Source organism: Amycolatopsis sp. lyj-108 (genome assembly GCF_046549005.1).
Taxonomy (GTDB): Bacteria; Actinomycetota; Actinomycetes; order Mycobacteriales; family Pseudonocardiaceae; genus Amycolatopsis.
Genome location: NZ_JAJPWQ010000002.1, coordinates 498,496 through 520,168, shown reverse-complemented (window position 1 = coordinate 520,168; position 21,673 = coordinate 498,496). Strand labels below are relative to the sequence as shown.

Genomic DNA, 21,673 nt, shown 5'->3' with positions numbered 1-21,673 from the left:
CCTCCGCCTTCACCAGTTCGCTTACGCAGGGGTGACAGGACTTGAACCTGCAACCTGCGGTTTTGGAGACCGCTGCTCTGCCAATTGAGCTACACCCCTTTGGAGCCCCGATGCTCTGGAGCTCCCGAGGACGCATTCCATCGTCCCCACCGCCGTGGCGGGGATGACCGTAGTGCGTTCCGAGACCAGAAGTCTACGGCAACCCCGGAACAGCTTCGCAACCGCGCCCCTCAAAGCGGCGCGGAGCAGCCTTCCGCGAGGAAACTCCCCCACGGCCGACACCATGATCGTGCCACGATGTCGCCATGAGCGCTCCCGCACCCTCGCCTTCGCCGGCTTCCCGCGTCTCGGCCCGCATCGGCGGCATCACGCCGTCGGCCACGCTGGCCGTCGACGCGAAGGCCCGGGCGCTCAAGGCGCAGGGTCGTCCGGTGATCGGCTTCGGTGCCGGCCAGCCGGACTTCCCCACCCCGGCGAACGTGCTCGAAGCCGCCGAAGCGGCCGTCCGCGACAAGGTCAACCACGGCTACACCGGCGCGGGCGGGCTACCAGAACTGCGTGAGGCGATCGCGGCGAAGACCGTGCGCGACTCCGGGTACGAGGTCGACCCCGGCCGCGTCCTGGTGACGAACGGCGGCAAGCAGGCGGTCTACTCGGCGTTCGCGACGCTGCTCGACCCGGGCGACGAGGTGCTGCTGCCCGCGCCGTACTGGACGACGTACCCGGAGTCGATCGCCCTCGCCGGCGGGGTCCCGGTGCAGGTCACGGCCGACGAGACGACGGGCTATCTGGTCACCGTCGAGCAGCTCGAAGCCGCCAGGACGCCGCGCACGAAGGTGCTGCTGTTCGTGTCGCCGTCGAACCCGACCGGCGCGGTGTACCCGCGCGAACAGGTCGAGGCGATCGGGCGCTGGGCGCACGAGAACGGCCTCTGGGTCATCACGGACGAGATCTACGAGCACCTGGTCTATGACGGCGCCGAAGCGCCCTCGATGCCCGTCCTCGTCCCGGAACTCGCAGACCGGACGATCGTGCTCAACGGCGTCGCGAAGACGTACTCGATGACCGGCTGGCGGGTGGGCTGGCTACTCGGCCCGCAGGACGTGGTCAAGGCGGCGACGGCGTACCAATCGCACTTGTGCGGCAACGTTTCGAACGTCGCGCAACGAGCCGCGCTGGCCGCGGTGAGCGGTCCGCTGGACGCCGTTCACGCGATGCGCGAAGCGTTCGATTCCCGGCGAAAGACGGCGCTTTCGATGCTTTCCGGGATCCCCGGCGTCGAGACTCCGGTGCCGCTCGGCGCTTTCTATGTCTACCCGTCGATGAAAGCCTTGCTGGGCAAGGAGATCCGCGGTGAACGACCGGCCGACACGGTCGCGTTGGCCGATCTGATCCTGCGCGAGGCGGAAGTCGCCGTGGTGCCCGGCGAGGCGTTCGGGACGCCGGGGTACTTCCGGATTTCCTATGCGCTGAACGAAAACGATCTCGCCGAAGGGATATCCAGGATGGGCCGGCTGCTCGCGGAAGCACGGTGACCGTGATGCGCCTGGGAATCGCCCTTCCGCAGTACGGTCCGCTGGCTTCCCTCGACGCCGTCACCGGTTTCGCCACGGCCGCCGAGGAGCTCGGGTACGAGTCGTTGTGGGTCGGGGATCGGGTGCTGGCCCCGGTTTCGCCGTCGGACTTCTACCCCGGCGGCACACCGGAACGGCCGTATCCGCCGGAGTTCGTCACCTTCGCGGATCCACTGATCCTGCTGACGGTGGCCGCGACCGTCACCGAGACGGTCCGGCTCGGCACCAGCACGCTCACTGGGACGGTGTATCCCGCCGTGGTGCTCGCCCGGATGCTGACTTCACTGGATCAGGTGAGTGGCGGCCGGCTGGATGTCGGGCTGGGCACTGGCTGGCTTCGCGACGAGTACACCGCGACGGGCACGCCCTGGAAGGGCCGCGGCAAGCAGCTGGAGGAGCTCCTCGACGTCCTTCGGGAGTTCTGGACCGGCGATCCGGTCGAGCACGAAGGCGAACGCTGGCGGATCCCGGCGTCGAAGGTGGGGCTGCGACCGGCACAGAATCCGCATCCGCCGGTGTTGCTGGGCGGGCTTTCGGCGGCGGCACTGGACCGCGTCGGCCGCCGCGCCGACGGCTGGTTGCCCGCCGGACTGCCCGCGCCCTATCTCGCGAAGCTCTGGGAAACCGTGGCGAGCGCCGCCGAGAAGGCGGGCCGCGACCCCGGTGCGCTGCGGCGGGTGCTGCGGATCAACCCGAAACCCGGCACCGATCTCAAGGACGTCGCCGCGCAGCTGGCCGCGGCCGCCGAAACCGGGATCACCGAGGCCTTCGTCGACCCGCACTACCTCGCGCGGGACGTCACCCATGCCCTCGATCTCGCCGCTGAGCTGCGCGACCTCGTTCCGACAGACTGAAGGCCCTCCCCGTCGGGAAGGGCCTTCAGGAGTCAGGATTCGCCGTCGGCGAGCTGAATGAGCGCGTGGGCCTTCGCGGCGTACTTCCAGTTGCCGAGGTCCCGGATCGTCTTGATCTTGAGCTCCGCGAGGAGCTCGTCGTGCTTCTTGGTCAGGCCCTCGAGCGCGGACGGCGGGGCGTCCAGCAGCTCGCCGATGGTCTTGTCCTCCCACGCCTTGTCGACCAGCTTGTTCAAGTTCAGGCTCACGTTTTCGCCTTTCCTCGGTGCCAGGTACTCGTCCACCCTGAATGTGATCCACGTCTCAGGCAACTCGAGATCACCCGTTCACCTGAGCTTCACCGACGGTCGGACCGATGACAAAAGTGACCCAGGTCGCGTACAACGAACGGGTGACGCGGCGGAGAACTGGTGGGGGCTGCCTGTTCCTGGTGATCGTGCTGTCCGTCCTGGGGATCGCCTATCACCTGTGGGAGCGTGGAACGTCGGTCACACCGCCGGGGGTCACCACTTCGGACGGCTCGGGCCGGTACGTGGCGCTGGGGGATTCCTATACGGCCTCGCCGGGCACCGGGCGGCCTGTGGGCGCGCCGGCGGGCTGCGACCGTTCGGACAACAACTACCCGAGCCTGCTGGCCGCGAAGCTGCGTCCGGCCGAGTTCGTCGATGCCAGCTGCGGTGGCGCCACGACCGCACACCTCACCGGCGAACAGAAGACCCGTGACGGCACGAACGCTCCGCAGCTCAACGCCATCGATGGCGACACGACGCTGGTGACCGTCGGGATCGGCGGCAACGACGTGGGCTTCGTCGGCTTCGCGAGCCAGTGCGCGACGCAGCAGCAGACCGCTTCGCCCTGCAAGACCCAACTGACCGCGGGCGGCCGCGACCAGCTCGTCGAGCGGATCACCGCCGCGGCGGACCGGCTCGGCGGGATCCTGGACCAGATCCGCTCGAAGGCCCCTTCGGCGCGCATCGTGGTCGTCGGGTACCCGACGGTGCTTCCGGACGACGACGCCGGTTGCTGGCCGGTCCTGCCGGTCGGCGCGGGAGACGTGGCCTACTTCCGAGACTCGCTGAAGCGGCTTAACACGGCGCTGCAGGAGACGGCGAAGGAGCACGAAGCGGGCTTCGCCGACATGTCGACCGCGAGCAAGGGGCGGGACATGTGCAGCGCCGCGAACCGGCGCTGGGTCGAAGGCCCCGCGCCTTCGGTGCCCGCCGCGCCGCTGCACCCGAACGCGCGGGGCGCGGAAGGGATGGCGGAGGTCATCGAGAAGCTGCTCAAGCTCGCTTGAGGTGTGATGGGCTCGTTTGCGTGACTGGACCTGTCACGCGGGACTGTGTGGATTTCGGGTCATCCAACGCCTCAAAATCCACACAGTGGGCGTCATTGGTCCGGTCATGCGCCGTACAGCCGCTTAAGCGCGCGAAGCAGCCTTTCTTAAGCTCGCGAAGCCCCTTCGCGCCCCTACGCGAGCCACTGCAGATCTCCTCAAACCTCGCTGACCTGCGGAAAGAGAGCAAGGGACCTTTGCTCTCGCTTACTTAGGCACGCTAAGCGACGCTAGCAAAGGTCCCTTGCTATCACTTTCGAGGTCAGGCGCGGACGACCGCCTGCGCCTTGCCCAGGACGGCCTTGCCGTCGAACTTGGCGGTGATGTCGATGCGAGCGGTGCCGTCGTCGTTGACCACGGCGACCTTCCCGGTGAACTCGATCGTCGCGGCGCCGTCGTTCGGCACGACCACGGGGCGCGTGAAGCGCGCGAAGTAATCGACGAGACGGCCAGGGTCGCCGAGCCAGTCGGTGACGAGCCGCGCCCCGAGCGCCATGGTCAGCATCCCGTGCGCGATGACGTCCGGAAGGCCGACCTCCTTGGCGAAGGCCTCGTTCCAGTGGATGGGGTTGAAGTCCAGCGAAGCGCCGGCGTAGCGCACCAGCTGCTCCCTGGTGACGTCGACGGTCAGCGGCGTCAGTTCTTCTCCGGCGGTGAACGTGCTCACGCGCCCTCCCCTCGGACCACGAGCTGGGCGTACGTGGTGGCGATCGGGCCGCCGTCGGCGCCGGAGATCTCGGCGCGCAGGTTGATGAAGTCGTTCCCGGCGCGGGTCATGATGTTGTCGATGTACGTGGTGAGCGACAGGACGTCGCCCGCGTGCACCGGCCGCGTGTACGTGAACCGCTGGTCGCCGTGGACCATCCGCGAATAGTCGAGACCCAGCTCCGGGTCGGAGACGATCGCGTTGATCGAAGCGAGGTTGATGATCGTGAGGAACGTCGGCGGCGCGATGACGTCGGGGTGCCCGGCCGCCTTCGCCGCTTCGGTGTCGCGGTAGAGCGGGTTCGTGTCGCCGAGCGCGTCGGCGAACTCCCGGATCTTCTCGCGACTCACTTCATAGGTACTGGTCGGCGGGTACGCCCGCCCGGTGAACGACTGGTCCAAGGCCACCCGAGCAGGCTACCGAACCCGGAAAAGCCCGAAGCCGCCCTGGTTGACCAGGACGGCTTCGGGTGAGACAGGTAGAACCGCTAGACGCTCAGCGGGTCTCTTTGTGAGTCCGGTGCGTACCGCAGTTCGGGCAGAACTTCTTCATCTCCAGGCGATCCGGGTTGTTGCGCCGGTTCTTCTTGGTGATGTAGTTGCGGTGCTTGCACTCCTCACACGCGAGCGTGATCTTCGGTCGCACGTCAGTGGCAGCCACAGCATTTCCTTCTCTACTAGGCCTGGGATACCCAGGATTACCGCGTAGCGGTGGCCGGACTTGAACCGGCGACACAGCGATTATGAGCCGCTTGCTCTGCCAGCTGAGCTACACCGCCTTACATGCCCCTGGCCGCGACACGCTTACGTGACGCGGCTGAGGTAGCGAGCCCCTTTACGGAATCGAACCGTAGACCTTTTCCTTACCATGGAAACGCTCTACCGACTGAGCTAAAGGGGCCTTGCCCTCTCGCGAGGACTTAGAAAGATTAGCAGGCCGGTTAAGGGGTCTGAACCGGGGGGCCGGTTAAGGCAAAACCTCAGGTCAGCAGGGTTAAAACAGTCTCGGAGTGTCGTCCGGGCGAGCGCGCCGTGCGGGCTTGCAGCCACGCCTCCAGGCGGTCCTCCGGCAGCGGCCGCGAGATGAGGTAGCCCTGTGCCACGTCACATCCCATCGCCTCGAGCTGATCCCGCGCGACGTCCTCCTCGACGCCCTCCGCCACGACCGTGAGGCCGAGCGAATGGCCCAGTTCGACGATGGAGCGCACGACGGCGAGGTCGCCGAGGTCCGTGCCCATGCCGAGGACGAAGCTCTTGTCGATCTTGACCTGGTCGACCGGGAGCTGCCGTAGGTACGCCAGCGACGAGTAGCCGGTGCCGAAGTCGTCGACGGCGAGGACGATGCCCAGCGAGTGCAGTTCCCGCAGGATCGGCAGCGCCTTCTGTGGGTCGGACATCACACCGGACTCGGTGAGCTCGAAGGTGAGCAACTCGGGAGGGATGCCGAAGCGGTCGAGTTCGCGCGCGACCTTCGTCGGGAAGTCCTCGTCGGCCAGGTTCCGCACCGACAGGTTCACGGCGGCGGAGATGCGCAGACCTTCGTCGAGCCACTTCCGCACGCGCTTCAACGACTCTTCGAGCACGAACGACGTCAGGACGCCGATGAGGCCCGCCGCTTCGATCGCCGGGACGAACTCGTCCGGGCCGAGCCTGCCGAACTCCGGATGCACCCAGCGCACGAGCGCCTCGACGCCCTGGATCTGCCGGTTCGGCAAGGTGATCTTCGGCTGGTAGTGGACGCTCAGCTGGCCTTCTTCGAGCGACTGCCGGAACTGCGTGACCATCTGGAACCGGCGCATGAAGATCTGGCCCATGCTGGCCATGTAGCCGCGGACCTCTTCGCCGCCCTTGGTCGCGCGGACGGCGACGTCGGCGCGTTGCAGGAGCCCGTCGACGTCGACCTGGTCGTCGTCTTCAGCGGACGAGGTGGCGTAACCGATCATCGCGTTGGCTTCGACGGAGAGCCGGTCCACCGGGTACGGGGCGACGAGTTCCGCGCGAAGCAGTTCCGCGGCGGCCTGGGCGCGTTCCGGCGCGCAGCCGACGAGGAGCGCCGCGAAGGACGCGCCTTCGAGCCTGGCGAGCGGGACGTCGGGGCCGAGCGCGTCGCGGATCCGGCGGCCCGCGGCGATGACCATCCGATCGGCCCACACGTAGCCGAGGGCGTCGCTGACGGTGGAGAAGACGTCGAGATCGACCCGCAGCACGACCGCGTCGACCTGTTCCCGCAACGGTTCCTTTGCGACCTGGCGGAAGCCCGGCCGGTTGAGCAGGCCGGTCAGCGGATCGTGGTAGGCGTCGTGGCGCAGGGTCGCGAGCAGGCGCCGGTTGTCCAGCGAGGTCGCGAGGTGGCTGGCCATCGTGCCGAGCAGCTGGACGTCGTACTTGCCGAAACCACGCCAGCGGGACAGCCTGTCGTGCGCTTCGACGACGCCGAGGAGCTGGTTCGCGCTGCGCAGCGGCACGACGAGCGCCTCCTGCGCGCCGCGGTCGAGCAACGCGGAGCGGACGTCGGGGTTGGCTTCGGTGATCCGGAAATGGCGGACGTGCGCGCCGGGCAGGCGCAGCAACGGGTCGTCGGCGGCCGGATCGACGGGCGGAAGTTCGTCGCCGGCGACGACCATCCGCATGGTGTCCTTGGGTTCCAGCCGCAGCCTGAGCACGACCCGGCCGGCGGCCAGCTGGTCCTTGATGCGTTCGGCGATGGTCGCCCACTCGCGGACGTCGACGCCGCCGACGAGTTCGTCGGCTCGTCCGGCGGGCCGCGCCGCGGCCTGTTGACCGGAGCGCGCGACCATCAGGCTGACGTCGGACAACGCTTCCATGTCGCGCTGTTCGCGCAGCAGATCCGAGTACGCCCAGTACAACGCGGTGAGCCCGAGGAAGACGGCCAGCACGAGCGGCCAGGCCTTCGGCGTACCGGAAATGACCAGATAACCGGAAAGACCGACCGAAGCGTTGACGAAGCCGACGACGAGGATGCGGCCGGTCAGCCGGATCGCGGTGCTGACCCGCATGCGGCGGCGCAGCACGCGGACGGCGGCGAGCGCGAGCAGCGTGCTGACCAGCGGCGCGGTCAAAGTGCCCGCCAGCGCGGCGATCCAGGTCATGTCGTGGGCGCCGGAGGCCTGTTTCACCAGTCCTGCCACGGCGAACGCGCCGGTGATCTCCAGCAGGAAGGCGCCGGCGTTGTAGAGGACGCGGCCCGCGACCTTGCGGGCCAGCAGTGTTCCGATGCCCGCCGCGAGATGGGCGGCGAGCACGACTTCGAAGGGAGCGACGAAGAATCCGATGACCAGCGGGATCTCGGTGAACGAGATCGTCCAAGAGATGCCGCTGCGGACGTCGACGTTGATGCCGAGCTGTTCGGCGAGCAGGAACGCGAGCGCGAGGATCGGCCCGATCCACAACAGATCGTCCGAGGCCTCGAAGTCCAGCCAGAGGCTGACCGCGGCCGCGGCGGCGATGCCCATGGTGAGTACCGCGAAGGTGTAGACGCGGAACCGTCGCTCGTCGGTACGAGCCTCCGTAACGGCGCCTCCCTTGCCCGCTGTCGCCTGTGCGGCGCTCCCGGGCCTGCCGTTCGTGTCCGGCATCCGACCTTCCTTCCCGGCTGCCCAACCGGTCTTGTCCCACCGCGACCCCGGGGACGAGGGCAATACAGTACCCCGGAGGGCGTACCCAAGTCCCATTCGAGACAGTATGAGATCACCCCAGGGTTAACAATGGGCGCGTCGCGCTGACCTGCGTGGACCAAGGGGTGAAATGGGAGCGTTATTCGCGTTCCTTCCGACTACCGGAAGTCACCTGACGCCATACCCCGGCCAATCTCGTGAAGTTCCCGGCGGACCCGTCAGTAGGGGCTTCAATAGCCCTATGAATAGCCACGCCATCGCCGCCGGGCATGCCGAGCGGCTCGCTACCGTGGACGCCCTGCTCCCCGAAATGCCTGCACTGGAGCCTGTCGAGGGCGCCGTGTCACTCTCCGCGACAGAAGGCGACTCGGCCGCCGCTGGATTGTCGGTACGGACTGAAGCGGGTCCCGATTCTGCTGACTCTCCGTGGCGGGCCCTCGTCGAACATCGCCTCGAAGCGCGACTCACCGGCCCTCACCCGGAAGCGGCCCTTGACGCATTACTCACCCGATGGGATGAACATCTGAAGACCGTGGCCCCACCAGGGGATGTCGAGACGGCGGCGACCGTGGTGCGGCCGAGCCGTGACTCCCCCGGCTCGGCCGAATTGCTGCGCCGCGGCTTCGCGCCGGTGCTGGTGATCGCGGTCCGCCCGGCCGACCGGCTCGCCGTGACGGGACCGCCCGCCACTCCCGGAGTGCACATCCGGCCCGCCGAAGCCGATGATCTCGAAACCGCCGTCGGACTCGAACTGGAATTGCAGCGTTACGACGCGCAGTTCGGTTCTGTCACCTTGCGCGAGGGCGCGGAGGAAACGATCGCCGCGGACCTGTCGAAACACCTGGGCCGGGAGAACCCGACGTTGTGGATCGCCGAGTTGTACGGGCGGGCGCTCGGGATGGTGCGGGTGCAGTTCCCCGGCGAGACGGCGTGGGTCAGCGGCCGGGTCGCGGCCGACCGGGTCGGCTACCTGTCGTCGCTGGCAGTGGCCGAACCGGCGCGTTCGAGCGGGGTGGGGACGGCGCTCGCCGCGCACGCGCACCAGATCTTCGACGAGTGCGGCACCGAAGCCGTGCTGCTGCACCACGCGCTGGCCAACCCGCGCTCGACGCCGTTCTGGTACGCGCAGGGCTACCGGCCGCTCTGGACGTACTGGCAGCGCCGACCGGCGGTGCCCTGATCCCGATAGGCTCGTTTTCGTGAAGAAGGACGAGGACGCGGCCCCGGTGGCGCCGACGGGTGTCGACACCGAAAAGCCGTCCGCGGCGAGGATCTACGACTGGTTCCTCGGCGGGACCCACAACTGGGCGGTCGATCGCGAGTTCGCCCGCGCGCTGGAAAAGCAGTGGCGGTGGGTCAAACCGGGCGCGCGGCACAACCGCGAGTTCATGAACCGGGTCGTGCGCGCCGCGCTGAACGCGGGGATCCGGCAGTTCATCGATCTGGGTTCCGGTGTCCCGACAGCCGGGAACGTGCACGAGATCCTCCAGGAGGAACTGGAGCCTGGTGACACGGCGAAGGTCGTGTACGTCGACTACGAGCCTGTCGCGGTGGCGCACGCGGAGCTGATCCTCGAACGGCACGAGGCGACCGGCTGGGCCGGGATCGTCCACGCGGACATGCGGCGGCCGAAGGACGTCCTGCGGCATCCGGAGACGTTGCGGCTGATCGATTTCGACCAGCCGGTATGCCTGATGATGATGGCCGTCCTGCATTTCGCCGGGCCGCAGGACGATCCGCCCACGCTGGTCGCGACCTACCGGAACGCGCTGGCGCCGGGCAGCTGGCTGGGGCTGTCCCATATGAGCTTCGGCGGCCAGACCGGCGAGGACGCCGACGGGCTCCACTGGATGGTCGAGCAGTACCGGAAGACGAGCAACCCGGTGTGGATGCGGGACCGCGAAGAGATCGAGCCGCTCTTCGGGGACTGGCCGCTGCTGGAGCCCGGCGTCGTCCACCTGCCCGACTGGCGGCCGGTGCGGGAGCTGCGGCGGGACGAGGAAGGTGCCCGGCCGTTCGCCTGGTGCGGGGTCGCCGTCCACCCCTGACATCCGACCTCTGACCCGGACGCGTCGCCTTTAGCGGGCTAACCGTCACGCATTGGGGCGCAGAGGTCGGAGGGGTGGGGTGATCGCTGACGGCGAACGCGGAAAGGAAACAAACGGGTCGATCGGAGAGTTGAGCTAGGCAGACTCAACTAACCGAGGAGTGCACAGATGACCGACAACCGCCTCCTGCCCGTCCTCCCGCTCGATGACGACGTCGTGCTGCCGGGCATGATCGTCCCGCTCGACCTCGCCGACACGGAGACGCGGGCCGCGGTGGAGTCCGCCCAGGCCAACACGCCTGCCCAGGCTTCCTTCCCGGGGATCCGGTCCAGCGCCGCCACCAAGGCCGAGGTGCTGATCGTCCCCCGCGTCCACGGCGAGTACGCCGAACTCGGCACCATCGCGACCGTCGAGCGCATCGGGCGCGTGCCCGGCGGCAAGACCGCGGTGCTGCTGCGCGGCACCCGCCGCGCCGTCGTCGGCCGCATCGCCGACGGCCCCGGCGCCGCCCGCTGGGTGCACGCCGAGGTCGCCACCGAGACCACCGACGACAACTCCGCGAAGCTCGCGTCCGAGTACAAGAGCGTCGTCCTCGCGATCCTCCAGCAGCGTGGCGGCTGGCAGATGATCGACGCCGTCCAGGAGGTCGAGGACCCGTCCGCGCTCGCCGACCTCGCGGGCAACTCGTCGTACCTGAACACTGAGCAGAAGCTCGAACTGCTCTCCACGCTCGATGTTTCGGCACGGCTCGAAAAGGCGCTCGAATGGAGCCGCGAGCAGCTGGCCGAACTCGAGGTCACCGACACCATCCGCAAGGACGTCCAGGAGGGCATGGAGAAGCAGCAGAAGGAGTTCCTGCTGCGCCGCCAGCTCGAAGCGATCCGCAAGGAGCTGGGCGAACTCGACGGCACCGCCAACGACGACGACTACCGCGCCCGCGTCGAGGCCGCCGAGCTGCCGGACGCGGTCAAGAAGGCCGCACTGTCCGAAGTGGACAAACTGGGGCGGACCTCCGACCAGTCCCCCGAGGGCGGCTGGATCCGCACGTGGCTGGACACGGTCCTCGAACTGCCGTGGAACGAGCGCACCACCGACGTCTACGACATCGCCGCCGCGCGAGACATCCTCGACGCCGATCACGCCGGTCTCGACGATGTGAAGGAACGCATCATCGAGTACCTGGCCGTGCGCAAGCGTCGCGCGGAGTCGGGGCTGGGCCCGGTCGGCGGACGGCGTTCGGGCGCGGTACTGGCGCTCGCCGGTCCTCCCGGGGTCGGCAAGACGTCGCTCGGCGAGTCCGTGGCGAAGGCGATGGGCCGCAAGTTCGTCCGCGTGGCGCTCGGCGGTATCCGCGACGAAGCCGAGATCCGCGGTCACCGCCGCACCTACGTCGGCGCCCTGCCCGGCCGGATCGTCCGTGCCATCAAGGAAGCCGGCTCGATGAACCCGGTCGTGCTGCTCGACGAGATCGACAAGGTCGGCGCCGACTACCGCGGCGACCCGACGGCCGCGCTGCTGGAGGTGCTGGACCCGGAGCAGAACCACACGTTCCGCGACCACTACCTCGAGGTCGAACTGGACCTGTCCGACGTGGTGTTCCTCGCGACGGCGAACGCGCTCGAGACCATCCCCGGCCCGCTGCTGGACCGGATGGAGCTGGTCACCCTCGATGGCTACACCGAGGACGAGAAGGTCACCATCGCCCGCGACCACCTGCTCCCCCGCGAGCTGGACCGCGCCGGTCTCGGCAAGGACGACGTCACGCTGACCGACGGCGCGTTCAGCCGCATCGCCGCCGAGTACACGCGGGAAGCCGGGGTGCGCAACGCGAACCGGACCATCGCGAAGGTGCTGCGGAAGGTGGCGACCAAGGTCGCGCTGGACGAGGTCGAGCTACCGCTGACGATCGACGCCGACGGGCTCGAAACCTACCTCGGCCGTCCGCGGCACCTGCCGGAGTCTTCGCTGCCCGCGTCGACCCAGCGCACGTCGACCCCGGGCGTGGCGACCGGGCTGGCGGTGACCGGCGCCGGCGGTGACGTCCTCTACATCGAGGCGTCGCTGGCGGATCCGGAGTCCGGCTCGACCGGGCTGCAACTGACCGGCCAGCTGGGTGAGGTGATGAAGGAGTCGGTGCAGATCGCGTTGTCGTACCTGCGCTCGCGCGGCGCCGAACTGGAACTCCCGGTCGCCGACCTGAAGGACCGCGGCATCCACGTGCACGTTCCCGCGGGCGCGGTGCCCAAGGACGGGCCGAGCGCCGGCATCACGATGACGACCGCGCTGGCGTCCCTGCTTTCGGGCCGGGTCGTGAAGTCGGACGTCGCGATGACCGGCGAGGTGTCGCTGACCGGACGCGTGCTGCCGATCGGCGGGGTCAAGCAGAAGCTGCTGGCCGCGCACCGGGCGGGGATGAAGACGGTGATCATCCCGCAGCGCAACGAGCCCGACCTGGACGACGTCCCGGCCGAAGTGCTGGCACAGCTGGACGTCCACGCCGTGGCGAACGTCCGCGACGTGCTGGACATCGCGTTGGCCCCGGCGACGGCTCCGGTCGCTCAGGCGGCGTAACGACGCGAGGCCCGACAGCCCTGAAGCCCCGGATCCCGCCAAGGGTCCGGGGCTTTCGGCATTCCGGAATCCGGACGAACCCGGACATTGACTCGACTTAAACTCCCTATCACGTTTTGATAACGTGTATTGCGTGCCACCCAGCCGGGGTGCGTGACCCTTGAGAGGGCAAGGTCATGAGTCAAGGAATTCTTTCCCCGTTGCGGCCGAGGCGCAGGTGCGTTTCGACCGGTCAGATCGTCTGTCTGAGCGTTCTCGCCACATTCACCACACTGCTGACCTTCGCCGGTACGAGCGCGCCGATCGCGGCGGGGGTCGCGATCGGGCTCTTCAGCGCCGTCTTCGGCCGCACCGTGCCCGCACGGGCACGCCGATGAACACGGAATCGGCGTTCATGGCGCATTTGCGCGAACTCCGCGACCGAAGTGGCCTCAGCATCCGCGCGCTGGCCGCCGCGACCGGTCAGTCCCGCAGCACCTTGGCCGACACGCTGGCCCGCGACACCTTGCCCGGTAACGAAAACCAGATGAGAGTCCTGCTTCGGGCCCTGCTCCGCGCCGTTCCGGGAGAGTCCGGGCTCGACGAACATCTCGACGGCTGGCGTCACCTGATCGGACGTCGTCACCACCGCAATGGCGGATACGCTTCACTCGATCGGATACTGCTCGCATTGGCCGTCGCTGAACAACACGGCGGGGCCGACGCGCCCGGGCTCCGCAAAGCCCGGGAAATAGTGCTGAGCGAGGGTTCCCTACGAAAGTTGCCTTCTCGCGGTGAATACGCCGCGAATTCACCTGGAAGTCCCGTTCCGCCCGTACTCTCCGACCCGCTCCTTCCCGCACCACCACATCAGCGGATGTCTCGGAGGCATGAGTGAAGCGACGGAATTTCCTGCGCGCGGCCGTGGTCGGCGCCGGTGTCACGGCGTTCGGAAACAGGCTCTCGGGGGCGGCCCTCGCCGCACCCGCCCAGAACGGACCCAGCCCGTACGGCGCGCTTCAGGCGGCCGACGCGAACGGGATCCAGTTGCCGGCGGGCTTCACCAGCCGGGTCATCGCCCGATCCGGCCAGAAGGTCGCGAGCACCGGGTACACCTGGCACAACGCGCCGGACGGCGGCGCGGTGTTCGCCGACGGCAGCGGCTGGATCTACGTGTCGAACTCGGAGATCACCCCTGGCGGCGGCGCGAGCGCGGTCAAATTCGACGCGAGCGGGAACATCACCGGCGCCCACCGCATCCTGGCGAACACCCGCCAGAACTGCGCGGGCGGCAAGACTCCTTGGAACACCTGGCTTTCCTGTGAGGAGATCGACCTCGGATTCGTCTACGAGTGCCAGCCGAACGGTCCGGCCACGGCCGCCGTCCAGCGGCCCGCGATGGGGAAGTTCAAACACGAGGCCGCGGCGGCCGACCCGGTGCGCAAGGTCGTCTACCTGACCGAAGACACCTCGGACGGCTGCTTCTACCGCTTCGTCCCGACGACCTGGGGCAATCTTTCCGCCGGAACGTTGCAGGTGCTGAAGGCGGGCACGGCGACGTCGGGCAGCTTCACCTGGGCGAACGTGCCCGACCCCGACGGCTCCCCCACCGCCACCCGCAACCAGGTCTCCGGTGCCAAGCGGTTCAGCGGCGGCGAAGGGCTGCACTACGCCAACGACACCGCGTGGTTCACCACCAAGGGTGACAACCGCGTCTGGCAGCTCAACCTGACGAACAGCACCTACGAGCTGGCCTACGACGACTCCCTGGTCAGCCCCGGTTCGGCGCCGCTGACCGGCGTCGACAACGTCACCGGCACCTCGTCGGGTGACCTCTACGTCGCCGAGGACGGCGGCAACATGGAGATCTGCATCATCACGCCGAACGACATCGTGGCACCGTTCCTGCGGATCAACGGCCAGAGCTCGTCGGAGATCTGCGGTCCCGCGTTCACCCCCGCCGGGAACAGGCTGTATTTCTCGTCGCAACGCGGCACCTCCGGTTCGTCCTCCGGCGGGATCACCTATGAGGTGACCGGCCCCTTCCGTTCCTGACCACCGTGTGCGGGGGCGCCCGGTCTGGGCGCCCCCGCACCGGCTCAGGCATTCGTGCGGTTCTTCTCACGCAGCCGGGTCACCACGAAGAGGGTCAGCGCGATCGCGACGGCGGCGATCACGAAGTACTGGAAGAACCCGGCGTACTCCTCGACCAGGTGCCAGCTCTCCCCCAGGCCGTAACCCGCCAGGACGAACCCGGTGTTCCAGATCAGGCTGCCCAGCGTGGTCAGCGCAAGGAACCGCCAGAACGGCATGCGTTCGATCCCGGCGGGCAGGGAGATGAGGCTCCGGAAGATCGGCACCATCCGGCCGAGGAACACCGCCTTGGCACCGTGCTTCTGGAACCAGGCTTCGGTCTTGTCGAAGTCCGAGGTCTTGACCAGCGGGATCTTCGCCATCCAGCGGCGCGTGCGGTCGCGGCCGAGCAGCAGGCCGAGGTAGTACACGATGACCGCGCCGGCGACCGAGCCGAAGGTCGTCCACACCAGCGCTTCCACCAAGGTGAACGTCCCCCGGCTCGCGGAGAACCCGGCGAGCGGCAGCACCAGTTCGCTCGGGATCGGCGGGAAGAGGTTGTCCAGTCCGACGATGATCGCGGCACCAGGACCTCCCAGTGAGTCCATCAGTGACACTGCCCAGCCGGCGAGGCCGCCCATCGATTCGTTGGCGGTTTCGGCGAGGAGGAGGTTCATGGCGGCCTTTCGTGGTCGTCTGCGGGTACCAACGAACGTACGAATTGCCCGGGTTCCGCACCCTGCGGTGAAGCGGCATAAATCACTGCGGAAAACCGCAGTACCGACCTTCGGATACCCCGCTAACCTGGCGCTATGCCCATTCCGGCAGCGATGCGCCGCTACCTGCGCAAGATGCTCCGCGGCACGCTCGGCCTGGCGATCGGCGCCACGACAGCGGTCGCGGAGTTGTTCTACCTGCTCTTCGGCGGCATCGCGCTCGTGGTCCCCGCGCTGCGGGCGCCCGTCTTCTCTGGCGCCCGCGCACTGTCCGAAATGGAGCGGCAACGGCTGGAGAAGTACTTCGGCGTGGAGAACGCGACGGATTACACCGGTCGCCGCGCGATGGCCTACCTGGTCCCGCGTTGCGTCATCGGGTTGCTCACCGCCGCGATCTTCGGCCTGATCCTGCTGGGCGCCGGATCCGGCCTGATCATCGGATACCAGCTCCTCGACGGCAGGTCGCCCGGCGGCGACGCCCCGGCCGACTGGTACGACCCCGTCACCACGTCGCTCTTCGGCGCACTGCTCGTTTTCCTTTCCTTGCAAGGACTCCTCGGTGCCGCGACGCTGGACCAGAAGCTGGCGATGAGCTTTTTCGGCCCCAGTAAGAAGGAACAGCTGCGCCGCCGGGTCTCCGAGCTCGCGACCAGCCGGGCGGAGGTGGTCGAGGCGGTCAACGGCGAGCGCCGCCGCATCGAACGTGACCTGCACGACGGCGTCCAGCAGCGGCTCGTCGCGCTGGGGATGCTGCTCGGCCGGGCGCGGCGCGCCGGTGATCCGGGCCACGCGTCGGAGCTGCTACGGCAGGCACACGAGGAATCCCAACGCGCCCTCGAAGACCTCCGAGAGGTCTCGTGGCGGGTGTATCCGATCGCGCTGGACTCGGACGGGCTGCACCCAGCGTTGGAAGCGCTCGCGGAACGCTCCGGGGTGCCGGTCCGCCTGCGGGTCGACCTGCCGGAACGGCCACCGGCGGCCATCGAGACCGTCGTCTACTTCGTCGCGTCCGAAGCGGTCACCAATACGATCAAGCACGCCGCGGCGACGCGGATCGACATCGAGACCGAGCGGGACGGGGACAGGGTGCGGGTGCGGATCACCGATGACGGCACGGGCGGGGCGCGGGAGTCCGGCGGCGGCCTTTCCGGGCTCGCGATGCGCGTCGCGGCCGCGGACGGTGAGTTCACTGTGGACAGTCCGCTCGGCGGGCCGACCGTGGTGACGGCGGTGCTGCCGTGCGGGTGATCCTCGCCGAGGACTCGACCCTGCTGCGCGAGGGGCTGGTCCGGTTGCTGGTCGAAGAGGGACACGAGGTCGTGGCGTCGGTCGGCGACGGCGAGGCGCTCCTCTCGACGACGGCCGCGTATCGGCCGGACGTGATCGTCACCGACGTCCGCATGCCGCCGACCCACACGGACGAGGGTCTTCGCGCGGCGCTCGAGATCCGGAAACGCTGGCCGGAGATCGGCGTCCTGGTGCTCTCCCAGTACGTCGAGAAGCGCTACGCCGCCGAGCTGATCACCGGCGACGGCGAACGCGTCGGCTATCTGCTGAAGGACAGGGTCGCCCAGGTGGGCGAATTCCTGGACGCGCTCGACCGGGTCGCCGCGGGTGGGGCGGCGTTCGATCCGGAGGTGGTCCGGCGGCTGCTCGCGCGGACCACGCACACCGATCCGCTCGCGAAGCTGACCGTCCGGGAGCGTGAAGTGCTGGAGAAAATGGCGCAGGGCCACACGAACCCCGGGATCGCCGAGTCGCTGTTCGTGTCGCTGAGCGCCGTCGAGAAGCACGTCAACGCCATCTTCGACAAGCTCGGACTGGCCAGTACCGCCGGCTACAGCCGCCGCGTCCTGGCGATCCTGCGCTACCTCGGTTCCTGACCGCCGAGTTGACAGGCAAGTGACGGCTTGCCTATAACTGAGTCGTGGACGGCGACCTGTTCAAGGCGATCGGCGACGCGACGCGGCGCGCAATCCTGGACGAGCTGACCGAAAAGGACGGTCAGACCCTGTTCGAGATCTGCGGCAGGCTGACCATGAAACATGGCCTGAGCTCTTCGAGGCAGGCCATCTCGCAGCATCTCGCGATGCTCGAACAGGCAGGCCTGGTGCACACCCGGCGGCAGGGCCGCTACAAGTTCCACCACCTCGACACGAGCCCGCTGCGGTCGATCGTCGAGCGGTGGCCCATCGACCGAGAGGAACCGAACCCGTGATCCGGATCAACATCACCAGCGTCTTCGTCGACGACCAGGCCAAGGCTCTCGCCTTCTACACCGAGAAGCTGGGGTTCACCAAGAAGCACGACGTGCCCACCGGCGACGCCCGCTGGCTCACCGTGGTCTCCCCCACCGACCCCGACGGCGTCGAACTGCTGCTGGAGCCGGACGGCCACCCGGCGGCGAAGCCGTTCAAAAAGGCGCTGGCGAGCGACGGCATCCCGTTCACCCAGTTCGCCGTCGACGACGTGTACGCCGAGGTCGAACGGCTCAAGGGGCTGGGCGTCGAGTTCACGCAGGACGCCGTCGACATGGGGCCGGTGGTCACCGCCGTCTTCGACGACACCTGTGGCAACCTCATCCAGCTCGCCACGATGAAGTAGGACTGGCGACGGAAAGCGGGGCTTGGTCCACTGTGGACCAAGCCCCGCTTCGTTTCACTGAAAGACGGGCGTTTTCCCTACTGCTGCACCCATTCCACGAGTTCCACGGGCACGCCGTTCGGGTCGGTGACCATGAAGAGGCGTTCTCCCCAAGGCTCTTCCCGCAGCGGCAACGTGATCTCGACACCTTCGTCGCGCAGGCGCTTCTCCTCGGCTTCGAGGTTCTCGACCGTGAAGGCCACGATCACGCCGGACGCGCGCTGCTGCCGCAGGTTCTCCGGCAGGACCTCGATGCCCGCCTGGAGCAGCACGATGGTCACCTTCGCGGTTTCGTGCCCGAGGGAGACGAAACCCTCCGCGGCCATCTGCTCGGTGAAGCCGAAGTGCTCGGTGAAGAAACGGCTGGAGGCGGCGACGTCGTCGACGGTCAGCGAGACGGTGGAGGCAAGGACGTTCATGGGCTATCCCCTTCGGTCGGCAGTGCGGTGTCGGATGAGCTGATCGGTCAGTACGACCGGCGGCGCGGGACGCCGGTCGAGCGGCGCACCGGCATCGAGCGGCCGGGGAACGGCTGCTGATGACGGCGGTCGTTCCGGCGGGCCTGAGCGCGGTTGGTGCCTTCGTTGCCTTGGGGGATTCGAGCGGTCAAGGAGCCTCTTCTCTCACTGGTCTGTAGTACGGACGTAAGTTTACATCCGACCTACAGGAAGTCAAGGATATTTTTACGACGGTGGTAAACTTCGCTCATGACCAGCACGGATGTGGGTTTGCGAGAGCTCAAGAAGCAGGAGACGCGGCAGCTGATCTCCGACCAGGCGACGCTCCTCTTCATCGAGAAGGGCTTCGAGGAGACGACCATCGCGGAGATCGCCGCGGCGGCGAGAGTCGCGAAGAAGACCGTCACCAACTACTTCGCCCGCAAAGAGGACCTGGCACTCGACCAGCACGAAGAGTTCACGAACGGGCTGGCGAACGCCGTCCGCGACCGGAAGGCGGGTGAGTCGGCCCTGGCCGCGCTACGGCGTACCTTCCTGGACGCGGTGGCGGAGCACTCGCCCGTGATCGGCTTCACCGGGCCGGTCTTCGCGAAAATGGTGCTGGAGAGCCCGACCCTGACCGCGCGGCTGCGTGAACTGCACGAACTGCGGGAAGCGGCACTCGCCGAACTGCTCGCGACCGAGACCGGGGCGGACGCGGACGACGTCACTCCGATCATGGCGGCCGCCGAACTCAACGCGATCGACCGCGTGCTCTTCCGCGAGGTCCTCCGGCGCTCGCACGCCGGCGAGAGCAACGAGGAGATCGCCAAGGCACTCATGAAGGCAACCAAGCGGGCTTTCGAACTGTTGGAACCGGCCTTCGGCGACTACGCGATCCGTGAGAAAGCGTGAGTTTTGTCGGGGGTACCCGCTAGGTTTCGCTCATGTCTGAGGGGACCTTGCTGGACGTCGTCTACTGCGAAGGCTGGGATCCGGCCGCCCGCGCGTTGACCGGGAGGCTTTCGCCCGGCACCGCACGGGAACGCGACGCCGCCGGAGAGCAGTACGCCGTCGCGCTGGTGCGCCCCGGTACCGAGGTGCCGCTGATGCTGCTCGAAATCGCGTGGAAGCACCGGTTCGCCCGCTCCGTCCAGTTCGATGGGCAGCGCAGGCGCCGCGGTCTGTACGAGTTCCGCGTCCTCGAGACCGGCGACCTGTTCCTCGTGAAGATCGAGCAGTGGACCTATCAGCTCGATGACCAGGAAGAGTTCGACGAACAGAGCGCCGGCCGCGTGGAAATGTCCTTCGGTCCCGACGGGGAGGGCTGGGTGTATCGGGCCCCCAAGGGTTACGGCGGCGGTTCCAGCAACGGCCGCGTGCAAAAGCCGGTGTCCGAGCTGACCATGCCGAAGCCCGACTTCGGCGACTGGAAACCTTTCACGAATGTGCGGCAGCTGACCCTCCGAACGCCGGACGCTCCGAAAAGCGATCCGCCGCTCCCCGTCGACCAGCGCCCGTGGCGGCCGTCCGTTCCGATGCGTCCTTCCGCCCTGGAGCACATGTTCACCGCGGGCACGCGGTTTTCGCTGAACGAAGACGATGGCGTCGTCGAGGTCGAGCTTCGGGACGCCGGGAAACTGTGCATGCCCAGCGGGAGGCTCGTCGCCTCGGACCCGGCCTTCCTGGATCGGGAGACCGGGCAGTTCACGGTCACCGTGCCGCCAGGGGAATACCGGGTCGAGCTCGTCGTGATCCGGTTCGTCGACGAACCCACCCACGAACGGGTCGCCGCCGCCAAACTCGTCATCGCCGACGTTCCGGCCGCCACGTGGGAAGCCGCGCTCTGGCCGGGGCAGGACCCGCTCTTCCTCGGGGACGGTGAGTTCTATGGCTACGGCGTGGACAGCGGGACGGGCTGTTTCGCCGATGCCACCGCCCTTCCCGAGGAGGTGGACGACGACCTCATCGAGAGGTTCGCCGAGGCGGATCCCCACGTCGACATCACCCTGGACGGCGTCGAGGGCAACATCATCGCGTTTTCCACCGGCTGGGGAGACGGGAGTTATCCGACCTGGATCGGCCGGGCGGCCGACGGCACGCCGGTCTCTTTCGTCACCGACATGCTGGTGCTCAATCATGCGCAGGTTCTGACGGCTTGAGCGAGGAGGATGGCGTCATGGCTTTCACAGAGGAAGAGATCGCATACCTGCGCTCGCAACCCTTGGCCCGCTTCGCGACGCTGTCCGAGGACGGCGAACAGCCCGACGTGGTCCCCTTGGCGTTCGAGTTCGACGGGACGCATTTCTGGGTCGGCGGCGTGGGCGCGTCGGTCCTCGCGACCCGGAAGTTCCGTAACATCCAAGCAGGGCAACGCAAAGTCGCCTTGCTCATCGACGACCTGGTCTCACTCGACCCGTTCATCGCCCGCGGCGTCCGGGTCTATGGCGAGGCCGTCGATCCGGTCGAACGGATGGGAGCCGTCGGCCCGGGCATCTACGCGCGCGTCACGCCGAAGGTGTCGTGGAGCTGGAACATGGCGGGCGAACCCGCGGGTGAGACGTGGTACCCGTCGAGGCGCGCGGTTCACGGCGAGACGTAGAGAAGCATGTCCCGCAGGACACCGCCGATCTCATGATGGGCGGGCAGCAGTCCTTCGTTCCGGTAGCCCGCTTTCTCGGCCGCGCGAACGGAGCCACGGTTCCACGGCTCGATGTACAGCTCGATCCGCTCGATGCCAGTGACGGTCCAGGCGAACGGGGTGATCGCTTTCAGCGCGTCGGTCGCGAAACCGCGCCGCCGTTGCTCGGGCGAGATCGAGTAGCCCACGATCCCGATGCCTTCGGACAGCTTGCGCAGCCAGAGTCCGATCGTGCCGACGGCAGTTTCGTTCGCGGAGATCACGAAGGCGAAGCCCCGTCCTTCGGCGCGAGCGCTTTGCTGCCGTCGCACCCACACTTCGGCTTCCTGACGCGTCGGCCGCGCGGGAAGTTTCCCGATGAGCGGGATGTACGGATCCTGCCCGAGTTCGCGGGCGAGCCGGATGTCGGCTTCGGTGAACTCGCGGAGGGCAACGGATCCGTGGGCAGGCGGCTCGGTCAT

25 protein-coding genes and 3 tRNA genes are annotated in these 21,673 nt (G+C 67.9%); 16 read left to right on the top strand and 12 right to left on the bottom strand.

Annotated features, from left to right (window positions below; translation table 11 throughout):
- Positions 1-26: 26 nt before the first annotated feature.
- A tRNA-Trp gene (locus ACLJO0_RS08775) sits at positions 27-99 on the bottom strand.
- Between the two features lie 206 nt (positions 100-305).
- Here ACLJO0_RS08775 and ACLJO0_RS08770 point away from each other — a divergent pair.
- On the top strand, positions 306-1,535 hold the full coding sequence (locus tag ACLJO0_RS08770) for a pyridoxal phosphate-dependent aminotransferase (RefSeq protein ID WP_410577462.1): 1,230 nt from the start codon (positions 306-308) through the stop codon (positions 1,533-1,535).
- A complete protein-coding gene (locus tag ACLJO0_RS08765; protein WP_410577460.1) occupies positions 1,532-2,428 on the top strand; it encodes a TIGR03619 family F420-dependent LLM class oxidoreductase in 897 nt (298 codons plus the stop codon). Before ACLJO0_RS08770 ends, ACLJO0_RS08765 begins: the two co-directional genes overlap by 4 nt.
- Positions 2,429-2,460: 32 nt before the next feature.
- On the opposite strand, the gene ACLJO0_RS08760 is transcribed toward ACLJO0_RS08765, so the two are convergent.
- On the bottom strand, positions 2,461-2,676 hold the full coding sequence (locus ACLJO0_RS08760; protein WP_125790101.1) for a hypothetical protein: 216 nt from the start codon (positions 2,674-2,676) through the stop codon (positions 2,461-2,463).
- Positions 2,677-2,792: 116 nt separating this feature from the next.
- On the opposite strand from ACLJO0_RS08760, the gene ACLJO0_RS08755 reads away from it, so the two are divergent.
- Positions 2,793-3,725 carry an SGNH/GDSL hydrolase family protein gene (locus tag ACLJO0_RS08755; protein WP_410578202.1) on the top strand — a complete coding sequence of 311 codons (933 nt, stop codon included), beginning with the start codon at positions 2,793-2,795 and terminating at the stop codon, positions 3,723-3,725.
- Between the two features lie 301 nt (positions 3,726-4,026).
- On the opposite strand, the gene ACLJO0_RS08750 is transcribed toward ACLJO0_RS08755, so the two are convergent.
- The 6 genes from ACLJO0_RS08750 to ACLJO0_RS08725 all read right to left on the bottom strand — a co-directional run bounded on the left by ACLJO0_RS08750 (position 4,027) and on the right by ACLJO0_RS08725 (position 8,065).
- Positions 4,027-4,431 (bottom strand): MaoC/PaaZ C-terminal domain-containing protein, encoded by a 405-nt coding sequence (locus tag ACLJO0_RS08750; protein ID WP_410577459.1) that lies wholly within the window; start codon positions 4,429-4,431, stop codon positions 4,027-4,029.
- On the bottom strand, positions 4,428-4,877 hold the full coding sequence (locus ACLJO0_RS08745) for a MaoC family dehydratase N-terminal domain-containing protein (protein WP_125790103.1): 450 nt from the start codon (positions 4,875-4,877) through the stop codon (positions 4,428-4,430). Before ACLJO0_RS08745 ends, ACLJO0_RS08750 begins: the two co-directional genes overlap by 4 nt.
- A gap of 88 nt (positions 4,878-4,965) precedes the next feature.
- Complete coding sequence (gene rpmG / locus ACLJO0_RS08740; RefSeq protein ID WP_005152047.1) at positions 4,966-5,130, bottom strand: 50S ribosomal protein L33; 165 nt, start codon at positions 5,128-5,130, stop codon at positions 4,966-4,968.
- A gap of 45 nt (positions 5,131-5,175) precedes the next feature.
- Positions 5,176-5,248 (bottom strand) — tRNA-Met (locus tag ACLJO0_RS08735).
- Between the two features lie 49 nt (positions 5,249-5,297).
- Positions 5,298-5,370: transfer RNA gene (locus ACLJO0_RS08730), tRNA-Thr, on the bottom strand.
- 79 nt (positions 5,371-5,449) lie between these two features.
- Positions 5,450-8,065: a putative bifunctional diguanylate cyclase/phosphodiesterase gene (locus ACLJO0_RS08725; RefSeq protein WP_125788784.1), complete on the bottom strand. Its 2,616-nt coding sequence runs from the start codon at positions 8,063-8,065 to the stop codon at positions 5,450-5,452.
- A 280-nt stretch (positions 8,066-8,345) separates the two neighbouring features.
- On the opposite strand from ACLJO0_RS08725, the gene ACLJO0_RS08720 reads away from it, so the two are divergent.
- From ACLJO0_RS08720 to ACLJO0_RS08695, 6 genes are all read left to right on the top strand, one after another.
- Positions 8,346-9,284, top strand: coding sequence for a GNAT family N-acetyltransferase (locus tag ACLJO0_RS08720; protein ID WP_410577458.1), 939 nt, complete (start codon positions 8,346-8,348; stop codon positions 9,282-9,284).
- Between the two features lie 19 nt (positions 9,285-9,303).
- Positions 9,304-10,152, top strand: coding sequence for an SAM-dependent methyltransferase (locus tag ACLJO0_RS08715; protein ID WP_410577457.1), 849 nt, complete (start codon positions 9,304-9,306; stop codon positions 10,150-10,152).
- A gap of 168 nt (positions 10,153-10,320) precedes the next feature.
- Positions 10,321-12,723: an endopeptidase La gene (gene lon / locus ACLJO0_RS08710; protein ID WP_410577456.1), complete on the top strand. Its 2,403-nt coding sequence runs from the start codon at positions 10,321-10,323 to the stop codon at positions 12,721-12,723.
- Positions 12,724-12,899: 176 nt separating this feature from the next.
- Positions 12,900-13,100, top strand: a complete 201-nt coding sequence (locus ACLJO0_RS08705) for a hypothetical protein (RefSeq protein ID WP_125790107.1) — start codon at positions 12,900-12,902, stop codon at positions 13,098-13,100.
- A complete protein-coding gene (locus tag ACLJO0_RS08700) occupies positions 13,097-13,600 on the top strand; it encodes a helix-turn-helix domain-containing protein (RefSeq protein WP_410577455.1) in 504 nt (167 codons plus the stop codon). The genes ACLJO0_RS08705 and ACLJO0_RS08700 overlap by 4 nt, the downstream gene beginning before the upstream one ends.
- The gene (locus tag ACLJO0_RS08695; protein ID WP_410577454.1) at positions 13,597-14,757 is read left to right on the top strand and encodes an alkaline phosphatase PhoX; all 1,161 of its coding nucleotides are present in this window, start codon (positions 13,597-13,599) and stop codon (positions 14,755-14,757) included. Before ACLJO0_RS08700 ends, ACLJO0_RS08695 begins: the two co-directional genes overlap by 4 nt.
- 44 nt (positions 14,758-14,801) lie before the next feature.
- Here ACLJO0_RS08695 and ACLJO0_RS08690 read toward each other — a convergent pair whose 3' ends face one another.
- Positions 14,802-15,452 (bottom strand): DedA family protein, encoded by a 651-nt coding sequence (locus tag ACLJO0_RS08690; RefSeq protein WP_125790110.1) that lies wholly within the window; start codon positions 15,450-15,452, stop codon positions 14,802-14,804.
- 135 nt (positions 15,453-15,587) lie between these two features.
- Here ACLJO0_RS08690 and ACLJO0_RS08685 point away from each other — a divergent pair, with 135 nt between their 5' ends.
- The 4 genes from ACLJO0_RS08685 to ACLJO0_RS08670 are packed head-to-tail and all read left to right on the top strand — an operon-like array spanning position 15,588 to position 18,095.
- A complete protein-coding gene (locus ACLJO0_RS08685) occupies positions 15,588-16,739 on the top strand; it encodes a sensor histidine kinase (protein ID WP_410577453.1) in 1,152 nt (383 codons plus the stop codon).
- Positions 16,730-17,374, top strand: a complete 645-nt coding sequence (locus tag ACLJO0_RS08680; RefSeq protein WP_410577451.1) for a response regulator — start codon at positions 16,730-16,732, stop codon at positions 17,372-17,374. The genes ACLJO0_RS08685 and ACLJO0_RS08680 overlap by 10 nt, the downstream gene beginning before the upstream one ends.
- Positions 17,375-17,418: 44 nt before the next feature.
- Positions 17,419-17,709, top strand: a complete 291-nt coding sequence (locus ACLJO0_RS08675; RefSeq protein WP_125788776.1) for an ArsR/SmtB family transcription factor — start codon at positions 17,419-17,421, stop codon at positions 17,707-17,709.
- Positions 17,706-18,095: a VOC family protein gene (locus tag ACLJO0_RS08670; protein ID WP_410577449.1), complete on the top strand. Its 390-nt coding sequence runs from the start codon at positions 17,706-17,708 to the stop codon at positions 18,093-18,095. The genes ACLJO0_RS08675 and ACLJO0_RS08670 overlap by 4 nt, the downstream gene beginning before the upstream one ends.
- 77 nt (positions 18,096-18,172) lie before the next feature.
- On the opposite strand, the gene ACLJO0_RS08665 is transcribed toward ACLJO0_RS08670, so the two are convergent.
- Both ACLJO0_RS08665 and ACLJO0_RS08660 read right to left on the bottom strand, forming a co-directional pair.
- Entirely contained in the window at positions 18,173-18,553 is a 381-nt protein-coding gene (locus ACLJO0_RS08665; RefSeq protein WP_125788774.1) for a VOC family protein, read from the bottom strand.
- A gap of 47 nt (positions 18,554-18,600) precedes the next feature.
- On the bottom strand, positions 18,601-18,744 hold the full coding sequence (locus tag ACLJO0_RS08660) for a hypothetical protein (protein ID WP_158633055.1): 144 nt from the start codon (positions 18,742-18,744) through the stop codon (positions 18,601-18,603).
- 97 nt (positions 18,745-18,841) lie between these two features.
- Here ACLJO0_RS08660 and ACLJO0_RS08655 point away from each other — a divergent pair, with 97 nt between their 5' ends.
- From ACLJO0_RS08655 to ACLJO0_RS08645, 3 genes are read left to right on the top strand one after another with little or no spacing between them, the layout of a single operon-like run.
- A complete protein-coding gene (locus tag ACLJO0_RS08655) occupies positions 18,842-19,486 on the top strand; it encodes a TetR/AcrR family transcriptional regulator (RefSeq protein ID WP_410577446.1) in 645 nt (214 codons plus the stop codon).
- 32 nt (positions 19,487-19,518) lie between these two features.
- The gene (locus ACLJO0_RS08650) at positions 19,519-20,733 is read left to right on the top strand and encodes a DUF4241 domain-containing protein (RefSeq protein ID WP_410577445.1); all 1,215 of its coding nucleotides are present in this window, start codon (positions 19,519-19,521) and stop codon (positions 20,731-20,733) included.
- A 17-nt stretch (positions 20,734-20,750) separates the two neighbouring features.
- Positions 20,751-21,173: a PPOX class F420-dependent oxidoreductase gene (locus tag ACLJO0_RS08645; protein ID WP_410577443.1), complete on the top strand. Its 423-nt coding sequence runs from the start codon at positions 20,751-20,753 to the stop codon at positions 21,171-21,173.
- On the opposite strand, the gene ACLJO0_RS08640 is transcribed toward ACLJO0_RS08645, so the two are convergent.
- On the bottom strand, positions 21,158-21,673 hold the full coding sequence (locus ACLJO0_RS08640) for a GNAT family N-acetyltransferase (RefSeq protein WP_410577441.1): 516 nt from the start codon (positions 21,671-21,673) through the stop codon (positions 21,158-21,160). The genes ACLJO0_RS08645 and ACLJO0_RS08640 overlap by 16 nt on opposite strands.